The following is an 11,981-nucleotide window of genomic DNA, read 5'->3' as shown; positions in this document are numbered from 1 at the left end:
TATTGGCAATGTGGCTGTTCAGCCGTGGCCGGCGACCAAAGAGCCCGACAAGAGGCGAGCGGAGACAAATGACCACCCTGGTGTGGGACTACTTGCCGGAATACGAGAAGGAACGTGAGGACATCCTCGGCGCGGTCGAGAAGGTCTTCTCCTCCGGCCGGCTCGTGCTCGGCGACAGCGTGCGCGGCTTCGAGGAGGAGTTCGCCGCCTACCACGGTGTCAAGCACTGCACCGGCGTCGACAACGGCACCAACGCGATCAAGCTCGGCCTCCAGGCGCTCGGGGTCGGGCCCGGCGACGAGGTGATCACCGTCTCCAACACGGCCGCGCCCACGGTGGTCGCCATCGACTCGGTCGGCGCGACGCCGGTCTTCGTCGACGTGCACGCCGACAACTACCTGATGGACGTCGAACAGGTCGCCGCGGCGATCACGCCCATGACCCGCTGCCTGCTGCCCGTGCACCTGTACGGCCAGTGCGTCGACATGGCGCCGCTGGAAGCCCTGGCCGCCCGGCACGATCTGCCGATCCTGGAAGACTGCGCCCAGGCGCACGGCGCCCGCCACCACGGCCGGATCGCCGGCAGCATGGGCAAGGCCGCCGCGTTCTCCTTCTACCCCACCAAGGTCCTCGGCGGCTACGGTGACGGCGGCGCGACGATCACCACGGACGACGAAGTCGACGAGAACCTCCGCCGGCTGCGGTACTACGGCATGGAAAAGCGCTACTACGTGGTGCAGACCCCGGGACACAACAGCCGTCTCGACGAGGTGCACGCGGAGATCCTCCGCCGCAAGCTCGGCAGGCTCGACGCGTACATCGCGGGCAGGCGTGCCGTGGCCGATCGTTACCAGGAAGCCCTCGCTGACACGGATCTGGTGCTGCCGCGGACAGTTCCGGGAAACGAGCACGTGTACTACGTCTACGTCGTCCGGCACCCGCGGCGCGACAAGATCATCGAGGCGCTGCGCGACTACGACATCAGCCTGAACATCAGCTACCCCTGGCCGGTGCACACCATGACCGGCTTCGCGCACCTCGGTTACCTGAAGGGGTCGCTGCCGGTCACCGAGAAGCTCGCCGACGAGATCTTCTCGCTTCCGATGTACCCGTCACTGTCGCGCGACGTCCAGGACAAGGTGATCGACGCGCTGCGCGAAGTGCTGCGGACCGTCTGACCCCAGCCGTTCTCGCACCAAGGGAGAAACTCCGTGCCAGATCTTCCCACGACCGCAGCGACCCTGGTGCGCGCCGACGAGCACCGGGTCCCCGAGCTGCTGGCCGGCTCGGCGCTCGACCGGGCCGGCGGCCACATCGGACTGGGTGACTTCTGGTCCTGGTTCACCGACATGGGGCTGCGGTCCTTCGTCGTGGTCGAGCCCATTCCGCTGACCGAGCTCAGCGGCTGGACCGGGGACTTCGACACCGGCAACATCAGCCACCACACCGGGAAGTTCTTCAGCATCGAGGGCCTGGACGTCCAGGTCCCGGGCGGGCCGGTGACCGGCTGGAGCCAGCCGATCATCAACCAGCCGGAGATCGGCATCCTCGGCATCCTGGTCAAGCAGTTCGACGGGGTGCTGCACTGCCTGATGCAGGCCAAAGTGGAACCCGGCAACGCCAACGGCCTGCAGCTGTCCCCGACCGTGCAGGCCACCCGCAGCAACTACACCCAGGTGCACAAGGGCAAAGCGGTGCCGTACCTGGACTACTTCCGGGACACCTCACGGCACCGCGTGATCACGGACGTCCGGCAGTCCGAGCAAGGCTCGTGGTTCTACCACAAGCGCAACCGGAACATGGTCGTCGAGGTCACCGAGGACGTCGAGGTCGTGGACGGGTTCGTGTGGCTGACCCTCGGTCAGCTCCACGCGTTGCTGGCGGTCGACGACCTGGTCAACATGGACGCCCGGACGGTGTTGTCCTGCCTGCCCTTCAGCGGTGTCGGCCTGGTGAACACCCTGGGAGCGAACGGAACCGGCTTCCAGGCAGCGTTGGTGCGTTCCTGCGGGCCGGAGGTGAGCAGCGTGCTCGGCGCCGGTGATGTGCTGAGCTGGATCACCGACGTGCGCAGCCGCGCCGAGGTGCACACCAGCGTGATCCCGCTCAGGGACGTCCGGCACTGGCACAGGACCGGGCACGTCATCGCGCACGACAGCGGCCGGTTCTTCGACGTCATGGCCGTCCGCGTGCGGGCCGAGGGGCGCGAGGTCCAGGAGTGGACCCAGCCGATGATCAAGCCGATCGGCGAGGGCGTGGTCGCGTTCCTGGTCAGCCGGATCGGCGGAGTGCTGCACGTTCTCGTGCACGCGCTTGTCCAGCCCGGGTGCCTGGACGTCGCCGAGCTCGCGCCGACCGTGCAGTGCGCACCGGAGAACTACGCGGAACTGCCCGCCGAGGCCCGGCCGCGCTTCCTCGACGACGTCCTCGCCGCCCCACCGGAACGGATCCGCTACGACGTCACGCTCTCGGAGGAAGGCGGCCGGTTCTACCACGCCCGCAACCGTTACGTGATCGCCGAAGTGGAAGCCGGTCCGGCGCACGAACACCCCGACTTCCGCTGGATGACCGTGCACCAGCTGGTGGAACTGCTGCGGCACAGCCATTACGTGAACGTCGAGGCGCGAAGCCTGCTGGCCTGCCTGCAAAGCCTGAGCGGAGGAGCATCATGACGACGTGCCGGGTGTGCACGGGGCCCTTGCGGGAGCTGGCCGATTTCGGGCGCCAGCCGCTGTCCCAGGCGTTCGTGCGTCCGGAGGACCTGGCGACGGAGTTCTTCTACCAGCTGGTGGTCGGCAGATGTGCCGACTGCGCCATGGTCCAGCTGATGCAGGAGATCCCACCGGACAAGATGGTCCACGAGGGTTATCCGTATCACCCCGCGAACTCGACTGTGATGCGCAAGCACTTCCAGGACACGGCGACCCGGTGGCTGGAGACGACGCTGACCGGGCCGGATCCCTTCGCCATCGAAATCGGCTGCAACGACGGCGTGACACTGCGAACCCTGGGCGAAGCCGGCGTGCGCCACCTGGCCGTGGATCCCTCCGGCGTCACCGGAGTCCCTGTGCACAGGGCGTTCTTCAACTCGGAATCGGCGGCCGAGATCCGCGCCGAGCACGGACCGGCCGACATCGTCTACGCGGCCAACACGATCTGCGCCCAACCCGACGTCGCCTCGATCTTCGCGGGCCTGGAGGTCCTGCTCGCGCCCGACGGCCTGTTCGTGTTCGAAGACCCCTACCTCGGCGAGATGCTCGCCCGGACGGGCTTCGACCAGATCTACGACGAACACTTCTACTACTTCACCGCCCAGTCCGTCCAAGCGATGGCGGACAGCTTCGGCATGCGACTGGTCGACGTGGAACGCCTCCCGGTGCACGGCGGCCAGATCCGTTACTCCATCGCCCGACGCGGCAGCCGCCTCCCCTCCGTGGCGGTGAAGGAGCTACTCGCCGAGGAAGAGGCCGCCGGACTCGCCGACGACACGACCTTCGCGCAATTCGTGTCCCAGATCGACGCGACCAAGGACGCGTTGCTGAACCTGCTGACAGACCTCGGCGACAAGGGACACAGCATCGTCGGCTACGGAGCGACAGCCAAAAGCGCGACCACAGCCAACTACTTCGGCATAGGCCCGGACCTGGTCCCCTTCGTCTGCGATTCCACGCCGTCCAAGCAGGGCACACTGACACCGGGCATGCACATCCCGGTCCGCCCGCCGGCGGAGTTCGCGGACCCCTACCCGGACTACGCCCTGCTGTTCGCCTGGAACCACGCCGACGAGATCATGGCGAAGGAGAAGGCGTTCAGGGACGCGGGAGGCAAGTGGATCTTGTACGTGCCGGAAGTGCGCATAGTCTGAGCCCGGCCCGATCGCTTCTCGGTCAGAGCTCACCCACCGCGAAGAACCCGCCGCCTGATCGCGTACAACATGGACAGCCGGGTCAACCCACTGCCAAACCGGATGAGTGCCCAGTAGACCCGGAACTTGAGCCGGGACCGCCCATCGGTGACCGCGATCCGGGTCTCGGTGGACAGCACCCCACGGTCATACCGGAAGTTGAAGGCGATCTTCGCGTGTCCGGGCTCGGCGAACGACCGGTAGTCGACGGCGGTCAACCCTTTGACGGTGGGAGCGTCGTCCGTCAACGGATCGATGGCGCCGAACACGAACTCATCCGCCTGCTTGTCGAGCGCGCCCGCCAGGCCGCCGAACGTGTCGATGATCGGCTCACCACCCGGCAACCGGTTGCGGATCAGCAGCGGTAGCAACCTCGCCACCCGGGCTTCGCCCCAGGTGACCTCCGAGACAGCGGCCATCACCCGGTCGCGGGGTGCGTCGACCCGCAACCTGTGGACCTCACGCATGTCCCACTTGGGGATGAACAGGTCAAGTCTGCTCGCCGGCCGCATGGCGCCCAGTGTCCAGGCCCGCACGCCGGTCCGCCGGGGGATTTCAAGCTTCTCGATGTGCCATTGCCGTCGTTGTCATCGCGTTGTTTGACTGGTCAGGGACGTAGTTTCGCCACCGTAATCCTACCGAGAATGGTGCGATGTCTGGCATGCACGAATCTCCGCTTCCGTTGACGGCCGGCCAGGTTGGCATGTGGCTGGCACAGCAGCTGGACTCCAGCAACCCGATGTACAGCATCGCGGAGTGCGTGGAGATCCGCGGTCGGTTCGCGCCCGCCTTGTTCGACGAGGCACTCCAGCGCCTGGTCGACGAGGTGGACGCGTTGCGGGTGCGGTTCGTGGCCGGTGGTGACACCGCCCGCCAAGTCGTCGAGCCGGTGGTGAAGTGCCCGATCCACCACATGGACGTCAGTCGCGCGGCCGATCCGGCTGACGCGGCTGAGCGCTGGATGGCCGACGCGGTGAGTGAGCCGGTGGATCTGACCACGGGGCCGCTGTTCATGTTCGCGCTGCTACGGCTGGCCGACGACGAGCACAGGTGGTTCATCAAGCTGCACCACGCCATCGCGGACGGCTACAGCTCTGCCCGGTTCACGGCACGCGTCGCCGAGATCTACAGCGCGCTGGTCGCGGAACGGCCATGCCCGCCCAGCCCGTTCCGCCCGCTGGCCGAGCTCGTCGCCGCGGATGTCGCCTACCGCGAGTCGACCGACTTCACCCAGGACCGGTCCTACTGGCTGGAGCACTGCGCGGGTCTGGCCGAGCCCGCGCGGCTCGGGGGCACGCCCACTCGTGTGCCCACTGGCCACATTCACCATGACGGCACTCTGTCCGCCACGGACACCGAAGGGCTGCGGTGCACCGGCCGCGAAGTCGGTGTGGCCTGGCCGATCGTGACGATCGCCGGTATCGCCGCCTACCTGCACCTGATGACCGGCCACGAGGACATCGTGCTCGGCTTCGCCGTGACCGGCCGTACCGGTCAGGTCGGCCGCAACACACCGGGCATGGTGTCCAACGCCGTGCCGCTGGTGCTCGCGGTTCGCCCGGACATGTCGCTGGCCGAGCTGTTCGAGCAGGTGTCGACCGAGGTGCGGCGGGCGTCGCGGCACCAGCGCTACCGGGCCGAGGACCTGCACCGTGAGCTGCGTCTGGTCGGTGACCGCAAACGGCTGTGGGGCGCTGAGATCAACCTGCTGCTGTACGGCGAGGACCCGGTCTTCGGCGAGGCGACAGGCAAGGTCCGCGGATTCTCCGTGGGCGCCGAGGAGGACCTGACCCTGGTCGTGGACGGCAGGTCGGGCACGGACATCCGCCTGGACCTGCACGCCAACCAGGATCTCTACACCGGCACGGACCTCGAGCGGCATCGCGCGCGGCTGATCGGGCTGCTGCGCGGCATCGGCCAGGCAGACCCGGACCGGCCCGTCGCCCTGCTCGATGTGGCCGCGCCGGGGGAGCGGGAACAGCTCGCCGCACGGGCCGCCGTCCGCCGTGAGCACCGGCGGGGCACCCTGGCGGACGTCGTGATCGACACGAGCGCCGATGTGCCCGCGCTCATGTGGCGGGGGACCACGGTCAGCCGTGCCGAACTCGACAGCGACGCGAATCGGCTCGCCAGGCTGCTTGTCGAACGAGGCGCCGGACCGGGCGACGTCGTGGCGGTCGTCGGAACCGCCTCTCCCGACCAGGTGCGCGCCCTGCTGGCGGTGCAGCGGGCCGGCGCGGCCTTCCTGCTGGTGAATCCGGCCGGGGACGCCGAACGCAACGCCGCCCTGCTGACCGCCGCGGGGCCCGGTATAGCGATCATCACCGGAACGGACTCGGCGCCGGACCTGCCGGTTGCCACCCGGATCGTGGACATGGCCGAGCCGTGGGCCCACTACGACCCGTCGCCGCTCACCGACGCGGACCGCCTCGTCCCGCTTTCGCCCGCCAGTCCGGCGTACCTCGACCACAGCCCGGATGACGCGGGCCGGCCCCTGGTCGTCTCACACGCGACCGCGTTGGCACGGCTGGACCTGCTGTCGCAGCGGTACCGGATCGACGCACGGGATCGTGTGCTGTACCACGTCCCCGGCGACTGGGCGCCCTCGGCGTGGGAACCCATGCTGGCGCTGACCTGCGGCGCCACCTCGGTGATCGCCGAACCGGCCCTGCGGTCGGACCCGGCATACCTGGCCGAGTTGATCGCCGACGACCGCGTCACCGTGGCACACATCGGCGCGCCTCTGCTGGCCCAAGTGCTCGCGGCCGGGCAGGACGGGGTGCTCCGGCAGGTCGTCCTCGGCGACGACCCGCTGCCGGAAGACCTTCGCGATCGACTCGACGCAACGCCGGCCGCACCGCCGTGGACCGCCGAGTCCGTGGGTGAGGGAGCCTGCGTCCTCGACGCCGCCATGCGTCCGGTGCCACCGGCAGTGCCAGGACAGCTGTACCTGACCGAACCTCTTGCCCCGGACGCCTGCCTGCGTGACACCGTCCGCACGTCGTTCACTGTGGTCGCCGACCCGTATGGCCGGCCCGGTCAGCGGATGTACGCGACTGGCGTCATGGCGACGTGCGGACCGGACGGCGTGATCACGGTCATCACTGAACAGCTACCGGAAACCACCGCGCTGACCCCGATCGGTGACGTCGACCGCGCCGCGCCCCAGAAGCCGGCCGGCGACATGGCGGTGTCACGGGCGCCCAGCAGCGAGCGGGAAGCGCGGCTGTGCGCGCTGGTGGCGGAGGTGCTCGGGCTCGCCGAGGTCGGCCCGGACGACGACTTCTTCGAGCTCGGCGGTCAGTCGCTGACCGCGATCCGGCTGGCCGGCCGGATGAAGACCGAGTTCGGCGCGGACATCTCGCTGCGGACGGTGTTCGAACGGCGGACGGTGGCCGCGCTGGCCGAGGTGGTCGCGCGGACCACCACGGCCCTCCCGCGTCTAGCCCCGAGGGAACGGCCCGCCCGGATGCCGCTGTCGCTGGTGCAGGGCGGACTCTGGTTCATGAACCGCACCGAGGGCACGAGCGGCATGTACAACACCGGTCTCGCGTTGCGGCTGCGCGGTCGGCTGGACCGGGACGCGGTGGCCGAGGCGCTGACGGACGTGATCCGCCGCCACGAGAGCCTGCGGACCGTCTTCCCCGACGACGACGGCACGCCGTACCAACTGATCCGCCGGCCTGCCGATGTCAGTGCCGATCTGTCCACTGTGGATGTCGCCGAGCCCGGCCTTGACGCGGCCATCACCGCTGCGGCGTCGACCGGTTTCGACCTGAGCGCCGAGTTGCCGATCCGGGGCCACTTGTTGTGCGTCTCGCCGACCGACCACGTGTTGTTGCTGATCCTGCACCACATCGCCGGTGACGGCTGGTCGCTGGCGCCGCTCGCGCGCGACTTCGCGACTGCCTACGCCGCACGGACCGAAGGCCAGTCGCCCGCGTTCCCACCGTTGGAGTTGCAGTACGCGGACTACGCGCTGTGGCAGCGGGAAGTCCTCGGTGACGAGAGCGACGCGGACAGCCCGCTGGCCCGTCAGCTGGCGCACTGGCGTGACGCGCTCGCCGGGATCCCCGACGAACTGACACTTCCGACGGACTTCCCCCGGCAGGCCACCCGTGACTACACGGGCGGCACCGTCCGCTTCGAGATCGCCCCCGGCATGCATCGAGCGCTCGCGCAGCTGGCCCTGGACCACCGGGCGAGCACGTTCATGGTGCTGCGTGGCGCGGTGGCGACGTTGCTGACCCGGCTCGGCGCGGGCACGGACATCCCCCTCGGCATGGCGGTCACCGGCCGCACCGAGGAGGCGCTCGACGACGTCATCGGCTGCTTCATCAACACGGTGGTCTTCCGGACCGACACCGGGGGGTCGCCGGGCTTCGGTGAGCTGCTCGACCGGATCCGCGAGTCCGATCTCGGCGCCTACGCCAACCGGGACGTGCCGTTCCACCGGCTGGTGGAAGCCCTCAACCCGGAGCGCTCGCTCGGCCGCAACCCGCTGTTCCAGGTGATGCTCGACGTTCAGCAGGCGGACACGGAGACCGTGTCGCTGCCCGGCCTCGCCGCCGAGCCATACCAGATCGATCCGCGCAGCGCCAAGGTGGACCTGCTGTTCGGCTTCGAGGAAGACCCGGAACAGGGGATTCGCTGCCGGCTCGAGTACAGCCTGGACCTGTTCGAACCGGCGACCGCCGAAGCGATGGTCCGCAGGTTGCTGCGCGTGCTGGAGGCCGTGCTGGTCGAGCCGGACCAGCCGATCGACCGGATCGACGTGCTGGAGCCCGGCGAGCGCAAGCGCTGGGTGCAGGACTTCAACGACACCGCCCGGCCCCGACCGGCCATGCTGGTCACCGAGGCGTTCGAAGCGCAGGCCGCACGTACGCCCGACGCGCCCGCGGTGGAGGCGGACGGCGTCGAGATCGGCTACGGCGAGCTCAACGAACGGGCGAACCGCCTGGCGCACCTGCTGATCGCCGAGGGCGTCGGGCCGGAACGGCTGGTGGCGCTCGCGCTGCCCCGGTCTGCCGACCTGGTCGTGGCGGTTCTCGCGGTGCTCAAGGCCGGTGGCGGATACCTGCCGGTGGATCCGGAGTACCCGGGCGAGCGGGTGACGTTCATGCTCACCGATGCGCGCCCGGTGCTCGTGCTCACCAATCAGTCCTTTGCGGACAGTCTGCCCACGGCGGATGTGCGGGCGCTCGTGGTCGACGAGCCGGACGTGCTCGAGGCGATCGCGCAATGCCCGGCGGACAACCCGTCCGGCGCGCGCCGCCACGAATCCGACATCGCCTACGTGATCTACACGTCCGGGTCGACCGGACGCCCCAAGGGCGTGGCCGTCGAGCACCGCTCGCTGGCCCAGTACCTCGACTACGCCAAGGAGAGCTACGAATCCCTTGGCGGGCACGCGTTGCTGCATGGACCGGTGTCCTTCGACATGGCGGTGACCACCCTTTACGGCCCGCTGATCAGCGGCGGCCGGATCGTCGTCGCCGAGATCGACGAGCCGGGCCCGGAGCCGGACTTCGCCAAGGTCACCCCGTCCCACCTGCCGTTGCTGACCCTGGGGCAGGGCTCGGTCTCGCCGTCCCGCGAGCTCGTCGTCGGCGGCGAGCAGCTGCTGGGCGAGTCGTTGACCGAGTGGCGTCGACGGCACCCGGACGCCGCGGTGATCAACGAGTACGGACCGACCGAGGCGACGGTTGGCTGCGCGGTGTACCGGCTCGACCCCCGGCACACGACACCCGCCGGAGCTGTGCCGGTCGGACGGCCGACGTTCAACACCCAGCTGTACGTGCTGGACTCGGCGCTGCGCCCGGTGCCGCCCGGTGTGGCCGGTGAACTCTACATCGGCGGCGCTCAGCTGGCGCGGGGATACCTGCGCCGGCCGGGACTCACCGCGAGTCGGTTCGTCGCCGACCCGTTCGGCGGGCCCGGCGGCCGGCTCTACCGCACCGGCGACCTCGCGCGGCACAACAGCGCGGGTGACCTGGAGTACCTCGGTCGGATCGACGAGCAGATCAAACTCCGCGGATTCCGGATCGAACCGGGTGAGGTCGAGTCCGTGCTGGCGAGTGCCCCGGGCGTGGTCTCGGCGATCGCGGTCGTGCGTGAGGACCAGCCGGGCGTGCGCAGGCTCGTGGGGTACGTCGTGCCCGCGCTGGACGACGTGACCGCGGTTCACGACTGGGTGGCCGAACGCCTGCCGGACTACATGGTGCCGTCGGCGATCGTGTCGCTGGACTCCCTTCCGTTGTCCCCCAGCGGAAAGCTCGACCGCAAAGCGTTGCCGCGACCGGAGCAGGCGCGGGCAGCCGAGCCGGAGGCATCCGGCGGCCCGGAGGAGACCTTGCTGCGCGAGCTGTTCGGCGACCTGCTCGGCGTGGCCGAGGTGGGCCTGTCGGACAGCTTCTTCGAGATGGGCGGCGACAGCATCGTGTCCATCCAACTCGTCGCCAGGGCCAGGCAGGCCGGTCTCGACCTGATGCCCAAGGACATCTTCGTGCACAAGACCGTCGAGCAGCTGGCACGGCTCGCGGCCGGCCGGGGGAACAAGAACACGAGCTCCGCCAAGTCGGCCGGCGACGTGCCCACCGGCGAGATCGAGCCGACCCCGATCATGCGTTGGTGGCGCGACCTCGGTGGCCCGATCGACGGCATTCACCAGGCCGTGCTCGTCGCGGTGCCCGCATCGGTCCGCCTGGCCGACCTCACCGCCGCGGTGCAGGCCCTGCTCGACCACCACGACGCGCTCCGGACGCGGCTCGACCTGCCGTTCACCCTCACGGTCGACCCGGCCGGCAAGGTCGAGGCGGACGCCGTCGTGCGTCGTGCGGATCTCAGCGGACTGGACGAGCGGGCCACGGACGAGGCGATCAGCCGACACGCGGACGCCGCCCGTGAGCGGCTGTCGGCGCAGGACGGCGTGATGGTCCAGGTCGTCTGGTTCGACACGGGCCCGGACCGCCCCGGCCGGCTGCTGATCATGGCCCATCACCTGGTGGTGGACGGCGTGTCCTGGCGCATCCTGCTGCCGGACCTGCGGGCCGCCGTGGCAGCGGTGCAGGCGGGCCGCGTACCGAAACTGCCCGAAGTGGGCACTTCGCTGCGGCGGTGGGCAAGCTTGCTCGGCACCGCCGCCGAGGCGGGCCGGACCGAGTTGCCGTACTGGCTCGACGTGTTGCGACCAGGCGAGACGCCGTTGGCGGGCAAGCCGTTGGACCGCACGCGTGACGTCGCCGCCACTGCTCGCAGCCACACCCATGTCCTGCCGGCGGGTCGCACCGAGCCGTTGCTGACGACGGTGGCCAAGGCGTACCACGTGCGAGTCGACGACATCCTGCTGACCGCGCTGGCCGTGGCCGTGCGGACCTGGCGGGACCGTCCTGACCTGCTGGTGGACCTGGAGGGGCACGGCCGCGAGGACATCGCCGAGGGTGTCGACGTGAGCCGGACCGTCGGCTGGTTCACCACGATGTACCCGGTCCGGCTCACCCCGGGACAGGTGGACTTCGACGAGTTCGCAGCCGGGGGACCGATCGTCGACGGTGTGCTGCGCCTGCTCAAGGAACAGCTGCGATCGGTGCCGCGCAACGGCCTCGGCTTCGGGTTGCTGCGCTACCTCGACCCGGTCGCCGGACCACAGCTGTCTGCTGTGGACAGGCCGCAGATCCTGGTCAACTACCTCGGCCGGTTCGGCTCCCCGGCGGGCGCCGAGCCGCACTGGACGCCGCTCGCCGGCGCACCGCCCCTCGGCGCACCGGCTCACCCCGGCACGCCGCTGTCGCACGCGCTCGAACTCGACGTGCTCGTCCGGGACGACGCCGGCGGACCTCAGCTGACCGCCACCTGGACCTGGCCGGCCGCCCTGTTCTCCGACGAGGAAGTCCGTCGCCTCGGCGAGGCGTGGTCGCGGGCACTCGAGGGAATCGCCCGGCGCGCCGAGAACCCCGAGGCGGGCGGGTACACGCCGTCAGACCTGCCGTTGGTGTCGCTGTCCCAGGAGGACATCGATTCCCTCGAGGCCGAGTGGCAAACACTGCAGTGACCGGGTCGACGCGCGAGCGTCACCCGC

5 protein-coding genes are annotated in these 11,981 nt (G+C 69.7%); 4 read left to right on the top strand and 1 reads right to left on the bottom strand.

Annotated elements, in window-relative coordinates:
* Window positions 1–68 precede the first annotated feature (68 nt).
* From F4560_RS16560 to F4560_RS16550, 3 genes are read left to right on the top strand one after another with little or no spacing between them, the layout of a single operon-like run.
* A complete protein-coding gene (locus F4560_RS16560) occupies window positions 69–1,178 on the top strand; it encodes a DegT/DnrJ/EryC1/StrS family aminotransferase (RefSeq protein WP_184921032.1) in 1,110 nt (369 codons plus the stop codon).
* Window positions 1,179–1,211: 33 nt separating this feature from the next.
* A complete protein-coding gene (locus F4560_RS16555) occupies window positions 1,212–2,672 on the top strand; it encodes an NDP-hexose 2,3-dehydratase family protein (protein ID WP_184921029.1) in 1,461 nt (486 codons plus the stop codon).
* Entirely contained in the window at window positions 2,669–3,865 is a 1,197-nt protein-coding gene (locus F4560_RS16550; protein ID WP_184921027.1) for a class I SAM-dependent methyltransferase, read from the top strand. The genes F4560_RS16555 and F4560_RS16550 overlap by 4 nt, the downstream gene beginning before the upstream one ends.
* Window positions 3,866–3,894: 29 nt before the next feature.
* Here the strand turns inward: F4560_RS16550 and F4560_RS16545 are convergent, their stop codons facing one another.
* Window positions 3,895–4,440 carry a hypothetical protein gene (locus F4560_RS16545; protein ID WP_184921025.1) on the bottom strand — a complete coding sequence of 182 codons (546 nt, stop codon included), beginning with the start codon at window positions 4,438–4,440 and terminating at the stop codon, window positions 3,895–3,897.
* Window positions 4,441–4,565: 125 nt separating this feature from the next.
* Here F4560_RS16545 and F4560_RS16540 point away from each other — a divergent pair, with 125 nt between their 5' ends.
* A complete protein-coding gene (locus F4560_RS16540) occupies window positions 4,566–11,954 on the top strand; it encodes a non-ribosomal peptide synthetase (protein WP_184921023.1) in 7,389 nt (2,462 codons plus the stop codon).
* Window positions 11,955–11,981: the final 27 nt, after the last annotated feature.

The sequence above is a fragment of the Saccharothrix ecbatanensis genome (assembly GCF_014205015.1).
Taxonomy (GTDB): domain Bacteria; phylum Actinomycetota; class Actinomycetes; order Mycobacteriales; family Pseudonocardiaceae; genus Actinosynnema; species Actinosynnema ecbatanense.
Note: the sequence above shows the minus strand (reverse complement) of the source record. Positions and strands in the feature narration are given on the sequence as shown.

Excerpts from the sequence above, each read along its gene's own strand:
- F4560_RS16560 (WP_184921032.1), top strand. The coding sequence starts at position 69 with ATGACCACCCTGGTGTGGGACTACTTGCCGGAATACGAGAAGGAACGT.
- F4560_RS16550 (WP_184921027.1), top strand. The coding sequence starts at position 2,669 with ATGACGACGTGCCGGGTGTGCACGGGGCCCTTGCGGGAGCTGGCCGAT.
- F4560_RS16540 (WP_184921023.1), top strand. The coding sequence starts at position 4,566 with ATGCACGAATCTCCGCTTCCGTTGACGGCCGGCCAGGTTGGCATGTGG.